The 15962-nt window shown below is 67.2% G+C and carries 12 protein-coding genes; 6 read left to right on the top strand and 6 right to left on the bottom strand.

Annotation, left to right across the window (positions count from 1 at the left end):
- The first annotated feature begins 7 nt into the window (after nucleotides 1-7).
- From dnaG to QP045_RS15885, 6 genes are all read left to right on the top strand, one after another.
- Complete coding sequence (dnaG, locus tag QP045_RS15910; protein WP_422515974.1) at nucleotides 8-1918, top strand: DNA primase; 1911 nt, start codon at nucleotides 8-10, stop codon at nucleotides 1916-1918.
- Between the two features lie 42 nt (nucleotides 1919-1960).
- Complete coding sequence (gene rpoD / locus QP045_RS15905) at nucleotides 1961-3982, top strand: RNA polymerase sigma factor RpoD (protein ID WP_422515973.1); 2022 nt, start codon at nucleotides 1961-1963, stop codon at nucleotides 3980-3982.
- Between the two features lie 162 nt (nucleotides 3983-4144).
- Complete coding sequence (locus tag QP045_RS15900; protein WP_422515972.1) at nucleotides 4145-4801, top strand: DUF6975 family protein; 657 nt, start codon at nucleotides 4145-4147, stop codon at nucleotides 4799-4801.
- Between the two features lie 85 nt (nucleotides 4802-4886).
- The gene (locus QP045_RS15895; protein WP_422515971.1) at nucleotides 4887-5429 is read left to right on the top strand and encodes a CHAP domain-containing protein; all 543 of its coding nucleotides are present in this window, start codon (nucleotides 4887-4889) and stop codon (nucleotides 5427-5429) included.
- A 25-nt stretch (nucleotides 5430-5454) separates the two neighbouring features.
- The gene (locus QP045_RS15890) at nucleotides 5455-6840 is read left to right on the top strand and encodes a hypothetical protein (protein ID WP_422515970.1); all 1386 of its coding nucleotides are present in this window, start codon (nucleotides 5455-5457) and stop codon (nucleotides 6838-6840) included.
- A gap of 72 nt (nucleotides 6841-6912) precedes the next feature.
- Nucleotides 6913-9186: a hypothetical protein gene (locus tag QP045_RS15885; protein WP_422515969.1), complete on the top strand. Its 2274-nt coding sequence runs from the start codon at nucleotides 6913-6915 to the stop codon at nucleotides 9184-9186.
- 120 nt (nucleotides 9187-9306) lie between these two features.
- Here the strand turns inward: QP045_RS15885 and QP045_RS15880 are convergent, their stop codons facing one another.
- The 6 genes from QP045_RS15880 to QP045_RS15855 form a co-directional block, all read right to left on the bottom strand.
- Nucleotides 9307-9567 (bottom strand): DUF1467 family protein, encoded by a 261-nt coding sequence (locus QP045_RS15880; RefSeq protein ID WP_422515968.1) that lies wholly within the window; start codon nucleotides 9565-9567, stop codon nucleotides 9307-9309.
- 5 nt (nucleotides 9568-9572) lie between these two features.
- On the bottom strand, nucleotides 9573-11210 hold the full coding sequence (locus tag QP045_RS15875) for a ribonuclease J (RefSeq protein ID WP_422515967.1): 1638 nt from the start codon (nucleotides 11208-11210) through the stop codon (nucleotides 9573-9575).
- A gap of 73 nt (nucleotides 11211-11283) precedes the next feature.
- On the bottom strand, nucleotides 11284-12078 hold the full coding sequence (locus QP045_RS15870; RefSeq protein WP_422515966.1) for a type III pantothenate kinase: 795 nt from the start codon (nucleotides 12076-12078) through the stop codon (nucleotides 11284-11286).
- Between the two features lie 38 nt (nucleotides 12079-12116).
- Nucleotides 12117-12830, bottom strand: coding sequence for a biotin--[acetyl-CoA-carboxylase] ligase (locus tag QP045_RS15865; RefSeq protein ID WP_422515990.1), 714 nt, complete (start codon nucleotides 12828-12830; stop codon nucleotides 12117-12119).
- Complete coding sequence (gene nuoN / locus QP045_RS15860) at nucleotides 12827-14287, bottom strand: NADH-quinone oxidoreductase subunit NuoN (RefSeq protein ID WP_422515965.1); 1461 nt, start codon at nucleotides 14285-14287, stop codon at nucleotides 12827-12829. Before nuoN ends, QP045_RS15865 begins: the two co-directional genes overlap by 4 nt.
- Nucleotides 14287-15855, bottom strand: coding sequence for an NADH-quinone oxidoreductase subunit M (locus tag QP045_RS15855; protein ID WP_422515964.1), 1569 nt, complete (start codon nucleotides 15853-15855; stop codon nucleotides 14287-14289). The genes nuoN and QP045_RS15855 overlap by 1 nt, the downstream gene beginning before the upstream one ends.
- Between the last annotated feature and the right edge of the window lie 107 nt (nucleotides 15856-15962).

Below are 15962 nucleotides of genomic sequence, written 5' to 3'. Positions count from 1 at the left end.
GCCCCGCATGAGCCTTTCGCCACAGTTCCTGGACGAATTGCGCGCCCGCACCGTGTTGTCGGCGCTGATCGGCAAGACCGTGAAGCTCCAGCGCGCGGGGCGGGAGTGGCGCGCCTGCTGCCCGTTCCACAACGAAAAGACGCCCAGCTTCTACGTCAATGACGACAAGGGCTTTTACCACTGCTTCGGCTGTTCGGCGCATGGCGATGCCATCCGCTGGATGACCGACCAGCGCGGCCTGCCCTTCATCGACGCGGTGAAGGAGCTGGCGCAGACCGTCGGGCTGGAAGTGCCAGCGCAGGACAAGCGCTCCGCCGAGCGGGCGGAGCGGGCCAAGGGCCTGCACGATGCGATGGAGGAGGCCGCGCGCTGGTTCACGGAGCAGCTGCACGGGCTGGCGGGGGCGGAAGCGCGGGCGGCGCTGGAGCGGCGCGGCATCACCGGCAGCACGGTGCGCAGCTTTGGCCTTGGCTATTCACCCGACTCGCGCGGGCGGCTGAAGGAAGCGCTGGGCAGCTACGGCGACCCGATGCTGGTTGAGGCAGGGCTGCTGATCCAGGTCGAGGACAAGGCGCCGTACGACCGGTTCCGTGGGCGACTGATGATCCCGATCCGCGACGCGCGCGGGCGGGTGATCGCATTCGGCGGACGCGTGATCGGCGACGGCGAGCCCAAGTACCTCAATTCGCCAGAGACGCCGCTGTTCGACAAGGGACGCACGCTCTTCAACCTCGATCGCGCACAGGCCGCGGCGCGCAAGGCGGGCCGCGTCATCGCGGTCGAGGGCTATATGGACGTGATCGCCCTCGCTCAGGCCGGCTTTGCAGAGGCGGTGGCGCCGCTTGGCACCGCGATGACAGAGGCGCAGCTGGAGCGGCTGTGGCGGATGGCCGATGTCCCGATCCTGTGCTTTGACGGCGATTCCGCGGGGCAAAAGGCCGCGATCCGCGCCGCGCACCGCGCGCTGCCGCTGCTGGGTGCAAACCGCAGCCTGTCGTTCGTGACGCTGCCGCAGGGCCAGGACCCAGACGACCTGGTGCGCGCCAAGGGGCCCGGCGCATTCGAGGCGCTGCTGCGAGAGCCAGAACCGCTGGCCGAGCGACTGTGGCAGCACGAGCTTGCCGCCGAAGCGCTCACCACCCCGGAAAGCCGCGCCGGCCTCAAGCGGCGGCTGGCCGAACTCGCCCGCACGATCGGCGACCCGATGGTGCGCGATGAATATCTGGCGGAGTTCCGCAACCGTTGCGACGCCCTGTTCGCCCCGCCCGAGCGCACACGCCAATGGCGCGAGGGCAGCGGCAACGGTGGCGGCCAGTGGCGCGGCGGCGGCGGCGATCGCGGAGGCCAGCGCGGCGGTGGCCGGCCAGGACAGCGCGGCGGCTGGCGTCCGCCCGAGCCGCCCCCTTCCGACACCGCACGCCAGATCGCGGGCGGCATCGACCCGTTTCTCGCCAAGGCAGTAGTCGCGGGGCTGATCCGCCATCCTGCCGAAATCACGCGGCATCTGGAGGTCCTGGGATCGCTGCGGCTGGCCGACGGCGAACTGGGGCAGATGTTCGAGGCGCTGGTCGATGCGGCCCTGAGCAACCGGCAACTTGATAGCGCCGGCATTCGTACCATATTGGCGAAGACTGGTTTCACCGACATCGCAACCCGCCTGATGCGGGCGGATGCCTTGCCCTTCTCGTTCACGTTGGAAAACGAGGTGGATGAAGCACGCGCGATGGCGGACCTAGACGAGGCAATCGCCGTCCTGGTGACGCGTCCCGCAGTGGACGCTGCGCTGGCGGAGGCGACGGCGGCGTTGCAGGCCGGCAACGATGAGACCGCGTTCGAGCGTCAAATGGCGCTGGTGCAGGAACAGGAGGCGCTGAAGGCGCGTCTTGCAAATCTGGTGCTGGCAGACGAAGACGATTAGAATCCATCCGGATAACGAAGCCGGGTATTTCGAGGGCAATTGATGGCGAAGGCGAACGGTGGCGGCGACGACACGATGGAGACGGGCGACGCGCCGCTGATCGATCTGAACGAAGGATCGATCAAGAAGCTCGTCGCGCGTGCGAAGAAGCGCGGCTACATCACGGTCGACCAGCTCAACGAAATGCTGCCGCAGGACCAGATGTCCTCGGAGCAGATCGAGGACATCATGGCCGCGCTCAATGAGATGGGCGTGAACGTCGTCGAGAACGACGAGGCCGGCGAGGAAGGCGAGACCGAGCAGCCCGCCGAGGACGACGCCGACGAGTCCTCCGACCAGCAGGACGATTCCGCTCCCGCCTTCGAAGCGGTGAAGAAGAAGGAGACGGTCGATCGCACCGACGATCCCGTCCGCATGTACCTGCGGGAGATGGGCGCCGTCGAGCTGCTCAGCCGCGAGGGCGAGATCGCGATCGCCAAGCGCATCGAGGCCGGCCGGGACACGATGATCCTGGGGCTTTGCGAAAGCCCGATCACCTTCAACGCCATCATCGGCTGGTCCGAGGCGCTGAACGAAGGCACGATGCAGCTGCGCGAGATCCTGGATCTCGACGCGATGCTGTCGAAGGGCCCGTCCGCCGAGCAGGTTGAAGCCGCCGAGGACGAAGGCGACGAGATCAGCGAAAAGAGCACCGGCCCGACCTTCAAGGAAGAGGAAGAGCCGGAAGAGACCTCCGAGGACGAGGAAGACGGCGAGCGTCGTGGCCCCCGCAACTCCGACGAGGAGGAAGAGGACAACACCCTCAGCCTCGCGCAGATGGAGGAGACGCTCAAACCGCAGGCGCTGGAGAAGTTCGCCAACATCACCGCGATCTACGAGCAGTTCTCGCGCATGCAGGCGCGCCGGCTGGACGCGATGTCGTCGGGCGACGAACTGTCGGCCGAGGACGAGGCGACCTACCAGAAGCTGCGCGAAGACCTCACCGCCGAAGTCGAGAGCGTCCAGTTCCACCAGGCGAAGATCGAGTATCTCGTCGACCAGCTCTATGCCTTCAACCGGCGCCTGACGGCGCTGGGCGGGCAGATGCTGCGTCTTGCCGAGCGCCACAAGGTGCCGCGCAAGTCGTTCCTGGAGCAGTATGTCGACCACGAGATGGACGAGCAGTGGCTGACCTCGGTCGCCAAGCTCGACAAGAAGTGGAAGGCATTCGCCGAGACCGAAGCGGCCCCCGTGGACCGTATCCGCAGCGAAGTCGCCGAGATCTCGCAGCAGACCGGCATGGCGCTGAGCGAATTCCGCCGCATCGTGAACATGGTGCAGAAGGCGGAGCGCGAGGCGCGCATCGCCAAGAAGGAGATGGTCGAGGCGAACCTGCGCCTCGTGATCTCGATCGCCAAGAAGTACACGAACCGCGGCCTGCAGTTCCTGGATCTCATCCAGGAGGGCAACATCGGCCTGATGAAGGCGGTGGACAAGTTCGAGTATCGCCGCGGCTACAAGTTCTCCACCTACGCGACGTGGTGGATCCGACAGGCGATCACCCGCTCGATCGCGGACCAGGCGCGGACGATCCGTATCCCGGTCCACATGATCGAAACGATCAACAAGCTGGTGCGGACCAGCCGCCAGTTCCTGCACGAGCAGGGTCGCGAGCCGACCCCGGAGGAGATGGCCGAGCGCCTCTCCATGCCGCTGGAGAAGGTCCGTAAGGTGATGAAGATCGCCAAGGAGCCGATCTCCCTCGAAACGCCGATCGGCGACGAGGAAGACAGCCACCTGGGCGACTTCATCGAGGACAAGAACGCGATCATCCCCGTGGATGCCGCGATCCAGGCGAACCTGAAGGAAACGGTCACCCGCGTCCTCGCCTCCCTCACCCCGCGTGAGGAGCGCGTGCTGCGCATGCGCTTCGGCATCGGCATGAACACCGATCATACGCTGGAGGAAGTGGGCCAGCAGTTCTCGGTGACCCGCGAGCGCATCCGCCAGATCGAGGCAAAGGCGCTTCGCAAGCTGAAGCACCCGAGCCGGAGCAGGAAGATGCGAAGCTTCCTCGACCAGTAAGCCAAGAAGGGCCCCGGACAGCAGCGCTGCCGGGGCCTTTTCTTTTCGGGTGAAACGCATTGCGGCGTGCACCCTATGTTTACGTCCTTGCTGTTAGGAATTCGGTTACCATCGGCTGCCATGGGGCATTCGGGGCATGGGACGACGGGAGGAGGCCGGTCCGTGGGTGGGGTGATCAACGCGACGGCGCCGGCCCCTTGGTCCGTTGTGTCGTCGCTTGCGAGCCGGGATGGCAGCGCGGGACACCCGCAGCTGACCGCGCTGGCTCGTGCCGCATGCGACGCGCGCGATGTCGCCGACGCCGCACATTACCTCTGCATCCTCCATGCGCGGCTCCCCGGGGTGATCGAGCACGCCGCAGCGCATAGCGACTTCGACTTCGCGCGCGGCTGGTTGATGGATGCCGCAGCAGGCTTCGCGCAGGAGCGCGCCTATCTGGTGGCGCTGGCCGCCGCGGCGGGGCCGGTGCCGAGCACCCCAGGCCAGGCCAATACCGAAGCTGCCATCGCCGCGCAGCGCCACGCCATCGAAATGCTCGCACAGTCGGAGCGTCGCGGCTGTGCGCTGGGTGCGGCGATCGCGCTGGTGCTCGACTGGCCCGCGATCCGCGCATCGCTGGATGCGGCAGCGGCGCGGCTAACCCTTGCACCCCCTTCCCCCGCCCTGCCCGAGCCGGCAGCAACCGCAGACCTCATCACCCTCCTCGCCGCATCGCGCGGGGTGGAGCGGGCGATGCTGTTCGGGGTCGAGCAGTTGCTGGCGCAGCACCGTGGCCTGTGGGACCTGCTGGAAGCGCGATCGGAAGCGCGCGCGGGCTGAGCCACGCCGATGAGCCTCGACTTTTTGCAACTTTGACTGCCGCAGCGTTAACCGTCGGGTTAGAAAACCGGGCTACGACGGCCCCATGTTCGCATCTTTGGCTCGAGGCGCGCTGTGCCTCACTTCCATCGTTGCTCTGTCGCTGCCTGCGGGAGCACGCACGCTGTTGAACTACGTCGGGGAGTGCGTGCCTTTTGCGCGCAGCGCCTCCGGCGTACAGATTTATGGGGACGCCTGGACCTGGTGGGACCAGGCCAAGGGCAAGTACCAGCGCGGCCATGTGCCCAAGGTCGGCGCCGTGCTGGCGATGGCCAAGTCGCAGCGGCTGCCGCTTGGCCATGTCGCGGTGGTCAGCCGGATCGTCGACAAGCGGGTGCTGATGGTGACGCACGCGAACTGGTCGCGGATCGGCGGCACTCGCGGGCAAGTGGAGCAGGACGTGACGCTGTTCGACGTCTCGCCCGACAATGACTGGACGCGCGTGAAGGTCTGGTATCGCGACAGCGACGGCCTGGGCGGCAGCGAATATGCAGCGCACGGCTTCATCTATGGCGAGAAGCCGGTTGCGGAGCTGAGCGGTGCGAACCCCGATTATGTAGGATCGCTGATCGACGCCTATGCGCGCTGAACCCCGGCGCTAGTCTGCAGCAGCAATGCGGGCGCTCGAATTCCAATCACGATGGGCGCGGGCGGCCATTGTCCTAGTCACGTCAGCGGGACTGGCACTGCGGATTGCCGCCAGCACCGGTGCGCTTTGGCTGGACGAGGCCTGGTCCGCTGTATTCGCTCGTGATTCCGGCACGCCGCTTGGCGTGTTGTTGCTGATCAACCACGATAATAACCACCACCTCAACACCATGTGGATGCAGCTGGTCGGCTTCGACGCGCCGCCGCTGCTCCAACGGGCACTGGCAATCGCTACGGGCACGCTGACGATCCCGGTTGCCGCCGCGATCGGATGGCGGCGCAGCCCAGCGGCCGGGGCGATCACCGCGGTGCTGTTCGCCTTCTCGCCGGCACTGGTCTGTTACGGGTCCGAGGCGCGGGGCTATGCGCCGATGCTGCTTGCCTTCACGACCGCCATCCTGCTGGTCGATCGCTGGCTGGCAGCGCCCGAGCGGGAGCCCCGTGCCCCTGGCCTGGCGATAGCGCTGGGGCTGGGACTGCTCGCGCAGGCGACGATCGTCTTCGGTTTCGCGGCGCTGCTCGCCTGGGCGGCGGTGGAACGGCGCCGCTTGGCAGGGCCCGCGACGGTTGCACGCGAAATGCTGCGGCTGTTCGGGCCGGCCATGCTGACCATGGCGGCGATCGTCGGGCTGATGTGGTGGGCGGCGCACAGCAGCCGCGATGGCTTCGCGGTCGGTGCGATCGACCCGCATCGCTGGGACGGATGGGCGGCGGCGCTGTCGAAGCTGCTGCACTATACGCTGGGGCTCCCGCCGCTACTGGCGGCAGCCGCGATCGTCGCGCTGCCGTTCGCGCCCGCGAGCCGGTTGCGCGCACTCGCCCTGTGGGGCGTGCTGGCGTTCCCGCTGGTGCTCGCCCTGCTCGCGCTCCCGAACAGCATGATGCCGCGCTACTATCTGGTCGCGAGCGTGACCCTGCTCCTGTGGCTGGGCGAAAGGCTGGCAGACATCGCCGCCCGCGGCGTTCGGAACCGCCGTGCGGCGGGGCTGGCCCTGCTCGCCGCCGTAGTTCCGATGCTGGCGCTCGACAGGGTGCTGATCGTCAACCAGCGCGGCGATCCAGGCGCGGCGATTACCGCGATGGCGAACCTCGCGCCCGGCGGGACGACGGTCTCGGTCGACCGGGATCGGGAAACGGCAGTGCTCGATGCGGCGGCCGCCGTCCGCCACTACCCCCTGACGGTGCAGACCGAGCTTTGCCCCGCCGCTCCCTTCCTGCTGATCGATGCCGATGCCAGAGGAGCATTCCCAAAGGACGTGCGCGCGTGCCACCGCGACTATCGGGTGGTGCGTGAAGGCCGCGCGGAGGGCCTGTCCGGGCTCGATTGGCAGCTGTTGCGACGGCGCGACTGACGCGCGTGCGATCGCGCCGAGGCGAGGCCGCGGCCGGTGTTGCGCAGGTGGAATAACTGCTACAGCCCGCCCATGGATTCCGGCTTCAGCACCGCGGGCGAACAGGCGCCAGACGACCACCCATATGCGGGCGAAACGCGCAGCCCCTATGTCCCCGCACGCGAGGAACCCGAGCCCGCAAGTCCGCCCTCCACTCGCTGGCTGTTTCCGGCCGCGGCGGCGGCGGTCGCGCTGGGATGGCTGATCCTGATGATCTGGATGGCGGGACCCTGGCTGGGCAGCGGGCCGTTCGCCCCGCAACTGGCGACATTCGTGGCAGCACTCTGCGTCCCGCCGATGCTGCTCGGCGTCTTGTGGCTGGTGTTCCAACGTAGCAGTTCAGCGGAGGCCCGCCGCTTCGGCGACGTCGCAAACAGCCTGCGCACGGAGGCCGAGAGCCTGGAGCGGTCGGTAGCCGCGCTGACGGACCGGCTTGCCGCCAACCGTGCGGAACTTGCCGAACAGGCGAACACCCTGCTTGCGCTGGCGGGGACCGCCACCGAGCGGCTGGCCGTCGTGCGCAGCGGCATGGCGCAGGAAAGCGAGGCGCTGAAGCGTAACACCGAGCTGCTGGGCGGCACCGCGCGCGAGGCCGAACAGCGGCTTCAGCGGCTGGTGCAGACACTGCCGGAGGCCCACACCCAGATCAGCGAGATCGGCCGTGTGCTCGACAGCACCGGCACCGCTGCCGTCCGTTCCGCTGCGGAACTCGATGGGCGACTGACCCAGCTTGCCGAGCACGGCCGCGAAGCGAATGTCACCGCCGGTGCTGCCTCCGAACGGCTGGCCCAACATCTTGCGCGGATCGAGGCATCGGGGGACTTCGCGGGCGCCCGGCTCGAAACGGTCGCCGGCAGTATGGTCGACATGATCGAGGCGGTGCTGGAGCGCACCGGCAGTGCGATCGAGACCGCGCGGTCACAGCTTGCGGCCGAGGGCGACGCCGCGATCGAGCGACTGCAGCGCGAGCATCAGGCGATCGAGCGCAGCGTCCAGCAAGGTGGCGAGGCGATGGACGCCCGCATCGCCCGGATCGAGGAAGCGCTGGCCCGGATCGGCGCGACGCTGTCGGAGCGGCACCGCGAGAGCGACGGGCTGATCCACGCCTTGGCTGAGGGAATAGATTCAGTCGATGCGCGCTTTGCAGGGCTGCACGCATCCGGCACCGAACGTGCCCATTCGTTGGCGGCGACGGTAGACGCCCTGCGTGGTGCGGTCGACAATGCCACGGCAGCGATGCGCAACAGCGATGGGACGGCGAAGGACGTCATCTCGACGGCCGAGCGGCTGCTCACCGCGCTCGACGCTTCTGCGCGCGAGCTCGACGAGACGCTGCCCGCGGCGCTCGAACGGCTCAACGACCGGCTGGCGAATACCCGCCGTGGCGTTGCCGCGACGACGCCCGAGGTTCAGGCGCTGGTCGCCGACGCCGAGGCTACCCACGCGGCGGTGGAGAAGGTCGGCGCCCTGATCGAAGGCCAGCGCGTGGCGCTGAGCGACGCGGCGCGCACGATGGCGGAGACGCTGGAGACCGGACGCGAGCGCATCGACGGCGTCCACGTGATCGTCGATGCCACGGTCGCGACCACGCGCCGCTTTGCCGACGAGGCCGCGCCCCAACTGATCGAGGCATTGGAGCAGATCCGCAACAGCGCGACCGCGACCGCCGAGGATACCCAGAACGCGCTCGACCGGATCGTGCCGACGGCGGCGAAGCGGCTGCAGACTGAAAGCGCGGCTGCCCTGTCGCGCGCGATTGATCGCGCCGTCGTGCAGCAGGTCGCATCGCTTGGCCAAGCTGCCGCCCAGGCCGTGGAGGCCGCGCATCGCGCCTCCGACCGGCTGGCGCAGCAACTCGCCCAGCTATCCGAAACGAGCGCGGCGATGGAAACGCGCATGGCCGAGCACGAGGCCGAGCGCGAAGCGTCGGACACGGATACGCTGGCGCGCCGCGTCTCGCTGTTGATCGAGGCGATGCACTCCGCCTCGATCGACATCACCCGCGCGTTCTCGCAGGAGGTGACGGACGCAGCCTGGGCCGCTTATCTGAAGGGCGACCGCGGCGTGTTCACGCGCCGCGCCGTCAAGCTGATCGACTCGGCCGACGCGCGCGAGATCGCGCAGCTTTATGACGAGGACGCCGGCTTCCGCGAGCAGGTGAACCGCTACATCCATGACTTCGAGGCGATGCTGCGCCAGATCCTGACGCTGCGCGACGGGTCGCCGCTAAGCGTGACGCTTCTGTCTTCGGATATGGGCAAGCTCTATGTGGCGCTCGCCCAGGCGATCGAACGCCTGCGGGGCTAACGGCACGAAGGATGCGGCCGTGGCTTTGGGCCGGCCGCATCCAATCTTCGGAAGAGCCAATCAAAGAACAGAGATGGCGTGCTGCTGGCGCTGCAATGCGCCCCAGCTCGACGCCGGCCCCTAGTTAAAGAAGTCGAGGCTTTCCGCCGTCACCCAACCGTAGCGATAGTTGAGGTAAAAGGCGCCGAACAGGACGAGCGAGACAAGCGTCGTCCGCAGCACGATCCTGCCCGGGGCGAACTGGGCAGGCGCGCTTTCCGCCTGCCCGGGCACGGTTGCGTGCCCCGCCTCTTCTGCCGTGCGCATACCGAGCGGCAGGACAAGGAATGCGCTGAGCACCCAGAACAGCAGATAGATTGCCAGTGCCGACTGCCAGCGCATAATCCTCAGGCCTCGATCAAAAGGACGTCCACGATCGGCTTCTTGCCGGTCCAGCGCGTGGCCACCCGACGAACGGCAAGACGCAGCGACTCGCGCAGCTTGTCACGGTCCTTGCCGGCCTTGCGGACGGCGGCCTCGGCAGCGGCAGACGCTTCCTCAAGGAACGGGTCCTGCTCGTCCTCGACCGGGACGCCCTGGGTGCGGACCACGGGGGTGCCGACCAGATTGCCGCGACGATCGACCGCGACGGCGACCGACATCTGGCCATAAAGCGAGATGCGGCGACGTTCGTTGACGGTGTTGCCGTCGGCCGGGAGGATCACGTCACCGTCGAGCGCCAGGCGACCGACCACGGCATGGCCGATGCGGCGCGGGTTACCGGGCGCCAGGCGCAGGATATCGCCGTTCTGCTGCATGATCGCATCGGGCACGCCCTGTGCCAGCGCAAAGCGGGTGTGTTCGGCGAGATGGCGGGCTTCACCATGCACCGGCACCACCAGCTCGGGGCGAATCCACTTGTACATGGCGGCGAGTTCCGGCCGGCCCGGGTGGCCGGAGACGTGAACATGCGCCTGGCGATCGGTGATCATCTCCACGCCCTTGGTCGCAAGCGTGTTCATGATGCGGCCGATGGCGACCTCGTTGCCGGGGATCTGCTTGGAGGAGAAGACGACGCGGTCGCCCTGCTCCAGGCTGATCTGGTGGCTGCCGTCGGCCACGCGCGCAAGCGCGGCGCGTGCCTCGCCCTGCCCGCCGGTGGCGATGATCAGCACCTCGTTGCGGGGCATCGACATCGCGGTGTCGAAGTCGACCGTTGGCGGGAAATCGGTGAGGTAGCCGGTCGCGCGAGCAACGCGCAGGATGCGGTCGAGCGAGCGGCCCGCGACGCAGACCGCGCGGCCGGTTTCCTGCGCAACCTTGCCGAGCGTCGAGAGGCGGGCGGCGTTGGAAGCGAAGGTCGTGACCATCACCCGGCCGCGCGCGCTCGCGACCACATCGATCAGGCCAGCGTAGACGTCGTCTTCCGAACCAGAAGCGTTCTCGTTCAGGATGTTGGTGGAATCGCAAACGAGCGCGAACACGCCCTCATCGCCGATCGCCTCGAGCTCCGCCGGGGTCGACGCTGCCCCGACCAGCGTCGTCCGGTCGAGCTTCCAGTCGCCGGTGTGGAACACGCGCCCATGCGGCGTGTCGATCAGCAGCGCGTTGGCTTCGGGGATCGAGTGGGCCAGCGGCACGAAGCGGAAGCCGAACGGGCCGGTGCGGAAGCTGCCGCCACGCTCGATCACCTTCAGCTCGACGCTGTCGGCGATGCCTTCTTCCTCAAGCTTGCCGCGGATGAGACCGGCGGTGAAGGGCGTGGCGTAGATCGGCACGCCAAGGTCGGCAGCGAGGTACGGGAGCCCGCCGATGTGATCCTCATGCCCGTGGGTGATGACGATGCCGACGAGGTCGTCGAGGCGATCCTCGATAAACTGCAGGTCCGGCAGCATCACGTCGATCCCCGGGTAGGCCGGGTCGGCGAAGGTGATGCCGCAGTCCACCATCACCCACTTGCCCTGGGTACCGTAGAGATTGACGTTCATGCCAATTTCGCCCGATCCGCCGAGCGCGACAAAAAGAAGTTCGTTTCCGGGAGTCACTTGGTTCTTTCTTCAGTAACTCGCCGCCATCCCGCGACGAGGGGCCCGGCGTTGCCGGTGCCACTTTGCAAAATCATGCCTTCGGTTTGGCTGCCATATGGGTTCTTTCCCACAGCATCGCCAGTCCCCGCAGGGTGAGGTCGGCCTCGACCACGTCAAACACCTGGGTCCGCTGCTCGAACAGCACGGCAAGGCCGCCGGTGGCGATCACCTTTACCGGACGCCCGATCTCCGCCTTCAGCCGGGCGACCAGCCCCTCGATCATGGCGATATAGCCCCAATAGATGCCAATGTGCATCTGGCTGACGGTGTTGAGGCCGATGACGGAGGAATCCGCCGGGGCCTCGATCGCGATGCGCGGAAGCTTGGCGGCCGCGGTCACCAGCGCGTCGAGCGAAAGGTTGATGCCGGGCGCGATGATCCCGCCCTTATAGGCGCCGCGAAAATCGACGACGTCGAAGGTGGTCGCCGTCCCGAAGTCGATAACGATCAAATCGCCTGGGTGTTCGGCATGGGCGGCGATGACGTTGAGCGCACGATCCGCGCCGAGGTTCTGCGGCTCCTCCACGTCCAGCGGGAAGCCCCAGGGGGCGGCGGGGCTGCCGGCGATCACCGCCTCCACCCCGAAGTATTTCTGAGACAGCACCTGCAGGTTGTGCAGCGCGCGCGGCACGACCGTGCCCAGGATCACCGCCTCCACGTCTGCCCGCCCGCGCCCTTCCAGCGCCAGCAACTGGCTCAGCCACACCGCATATTCGTCGGCCGTCCGCCGCGGATCGGTCGCGATCCGCCAGCGTGCATGGATGGTCGTGCCCTCCATCAGCGCGAACACGATGTTGGTGTTGCCGGCGTCAATCGCGAGCAGCATGGCGCCCTACCCTTTTTCTGTGGCGGATGTGCCGGCGTTCACGCCAGCAGCACGTCGCCTGCGTGCATGGCATGGCGCGTGCCATCGGCCAAGCGCAGGAGCAACGCGCCATCGTGATCCAGGCCGTCGAACAGCCCGGTGATGCCCTCCCCGTCCGGAAGGCGCGCGGTGAGCGCGGTGCCGAGCGGATGGGCGCGATCGAGCCAGCGCTGGCGAACGGGACCAAGCCCCTCCCCACGCCACCGGCCGAGCCAGCGTGCAAAGGCCTCGGCAAGGGTCTCAAGGAAACCATCCGGGCCGACGTGCGCGCTGTGCGCCGAGAGGCTTGTCGTACGCCGATCCGGCAGATCGGGATGATGCGCCAGATTGACGCCGATGCCGATCACCACCGTGCTCCCCGCCCGCTCGAGCAACATGCCCGAAAGCTTGGCACCGGCAAGCAGGAGGTCGTTCGGCCATTTCAGCGCGAGCCCGCGTGCGTCTGGCAGGTAAACCCGGACCGCCTCGTCCAGCGCCACCGCCGCGACGAAGGCGAGCGTTGAGGCGGGCGGATCCGTCGGTCGAAGGCAAACGACGGTGCTGGCGTAGCAATTGCCGGCCGGCGAAACCCATGGGCGACCGAGGCGCCCGCGCCCTGCGGTCTGCCGCTCGGCGCGCAGCCACAGACCTTCGGATGCGAGACCGGCCCCAGCCAACGCCAACAAGTCGGCGTTGGTGGAGCCGGTTTCCGCAACGACGCGGATCGTCGTCAGAACAGCGACCGTGCCGCCGTCATGGTCCAGACGCCCAGCGGAGCGAGCAGGAACCAGCCAACCGGCGAGATGAACACTGCCGAAGCGGCCATCAGGCCACCTTCGACCGGATCGGTACGGGTGTGGGCAACACCCTCCGCCGGGGCGTCGAAGTAGAGCGTCTTGACGATGCGCAGGTAGTAATAGGCACCCGGCACCGAACCGACCACGGCGACCACCGCGAGGACGAACAGGTCCGCCTGCACCGCTGCATCGAACACCGCCAGCTTGGTGTTGAAGCCGAGCAGCGGCGGGATACCCGCGAGCGAGAACATCATGATCGCGAGCACCGCGGCAAGCGCCGGGCGCGAACGCGACAGGCCGGCAAAGCCCGCGATCGTCTCGATCGGGCGACCCGCGACATCCCGCATCTGCAGCACCACCAGGAAGGAGCCGAGCGTCATGACGATATAGATCGCCATGTAGAACAGCACCGAGGCGACACCCTCCGGCGTACCGGCCGCGAGGCCGACGAGCGCGAAGCCGACGTTGTTGATGGACGAGTAGGCGAGCAGGCGCTTGATGTTGGTCTGGCCGATCGCCGCAACCGCACCCAGCACGATCGACGCGAGCGCCGCGAAGATCACGATCTGGCGCCAGTCGGCGGTCGCCGGGCCCATCGCCTCGATCGCGACCCGCATGCCGAGACCCAGTGCTGCCACCTTCGGCGCGGAGGCGAAGAAGGCGGTGACTGGCGTCGGGGCGCCCTCGTACACGTCCGGCGTCCACATATGGAACGGCACGGCCGACATCTTGAAGGCGATACCCGCGAATACGAACACCAGGCCGAACAGCAGGCCGAGCGAACGATCGGAACCGAGGTTGCCGTCATAGGCCTGGGCGATGTCGACGAAGAGGGTCGTACCGCTGAAGCCGTACACCAGGCTGATGCCATAGAGCAGGATGCCCGAAGCAAGCGCGCCAAGGACGAAGTATTTCAGGCCGGCTTCGGCAGAGCGCGTATCGCGGCGCATGAAGCTGGCGAGGACGTAGGCCGCAAGGCTCTGCAGCTCCAGGCCAACGTAGAGCAGCAGCATGTCGCCCGCCGACACCATCATCCCCATGCCCACGCAGGACAGGAGGATGAGTACCGGATATTCCGGCCGCAGATTGTCGCCGGCGGTCTGCGCAAAGAAGCGCGGAGCCACCATGATCGCAATCGCGGACGCCGCGTAGATCAGCACCTTCGAATAGGCCGCGAACGCGTCCGCCCTGTACATGCCGTCGAAGGCGGTGATGCCCGAAGAGGCAGGGCCGATGAGCGAGATGCCCGCCCCGACCAGCACGAAAACGGATGCGATGCTGACCGCACGGGTCGATCGCTGCTTGCCCCATGCGCAGACGAGCAGCAGCACGAGCGCGCCGACCGCAAGCACGAGCTCCGGCAGGGTGGCCGCGAGTTGGGATGCGTAGCTCATCAGTGCGCCTCGGAAACTGCAGCGGCGCCATGGGCCGCTTCGCCGCCATGCGAACCCGCCGCGGCCGCAGCCGCTTCGGGATTGCCGGGGGTGGGTCGGGAATCGCTGGCCGGGGCCGCACGCTCGATGCGGGCCAGCAGCGTGGTAACGTCGTTGCGCATCGGCGCCATGAAGCTTTCCGGATAGACACCCATCCACAGCGTCACGGCTGCGATCGGCGCCAGCAGTGCCACCTCACGGATGGACACGTCCGGCATCGCCCGCACGTCTTCCTTGTCGAGCGGGCCATAGGCGACGCGGCGATAGAGGTAGAGCATGTAGGCGGCGCCCAGGATGATGCCGGTGGTGCAGATCAGCGCAGCCCAGGTCGACACCTGGTAGAGACCGGCGAGGCTGAGGAATTCAGCGACGAACCCGCTGGTCCCCGGCAGGCCGATCGAAGCCATGGTGAAGAACAGGAAGAACACGGCATAGCGCGGCATATTCTCCGCAAGACCGCCGTAACGGGCGATTTCACGCGTGTGCAGCCGGTCGTAGATGACGCCCACGCACAGGAACAGCGCGCCCGACACCAGGCCGTGGCTGAGCATCATGATCATCGCGCCTTCGATGCCCTGCTGGTTGAAGGCAAAGAGGCCAATGGTCACGATCGCCATGTGCGCGACCGACGAATAGGCGATGAGCTTCTTCATGTCCGACTGCACCAGCGCGACGAGCGAGGTGTAGACGACCGCGATCGCCGACAGCGCAAAGATCAGCCACGCGAGCTCACCCGAAGCGTTCGGGAACATCGGCAGCGAGAAGCGCAGGAAGCCGTAGCCGCCCAACTTCAGCAGAACACCTGCCAGGATGACCGAACCCGCGGTCGGCGCCTGGACGTGCGCGTCCGGAAGCCAGGTGTGGACGGGCCACATCGGCATCTTGACCGCAAACGAAGCGAAGAAGGCGAGCCACAGCCAGGTCTGAACCTCCGGCGGGAAGTCGTAGGCCATCAGCGTCGGGATGTCGGTCGTGCCCGCAGTCGCGCGCATGTAGATCATCGCGATCAGCATCAGCACCGAGCCGAGCAGCGTGTACAGGAAGAACTTGTACGACGCGTAGATCCGGTTCGCACCGCCCCAGATGCCGATGATCAGGTACATCGGGATGAGGCCGCCTTCGAAGAAGACGTAGAACAGCAGCAGATCCTGCGCCGCGAAAGTGCCGATCATCAGCATTTCGGTGAGGCAGAAGGCGGCCATATATTCAGGCACGCGCTCCGTTACCGACTTCCAGCTGGCGCCTATGCAGATCGGCATCAGGAAGACGCTGAGCATGATCAGCATCAGCGCGAAGCCGTCGATGCCGAGCGCCCAGTTGAACACGCCCACCGAGATCGGACCCTCGACGAACTGCCACTGGGCACCCCCGACGTCGAACGACGCCCACAGGAGAATGCCGAGTGCGAAGTCGATCAGGGTGGCGAGCAACGCGATCCAGCGCGCGCTCTCCGCCTTCACGAGCAGACAGGCGACGGCGGCGATCGCGGGGACCGCCAGCATCACCGACAGGATCGGGAAATCAGTCACTTGGCGAACCCCCGAACCGTCATCGTTCCATAGCCGGCCATAGCCGGTCCCCCTGTAGCGTTTGCCGCCATGTTGTTGCCGGTTCCTTCCGGTGCGTCCGCGCCGCC

It is taken from the genome of Sphingomonas sp. 3-13AW (assembly GCF_049311085.1).
GTDB lineage: Bacteria > Pseudomonadota > Alphaproteobacteria > Sphingomonadales > Sphingomonadaceae > Sphingomonas.
Note: the sequence above shows the minus strand (reverse complement) of the source record. Positions and strands in the feature narration are given on the sequence as shown.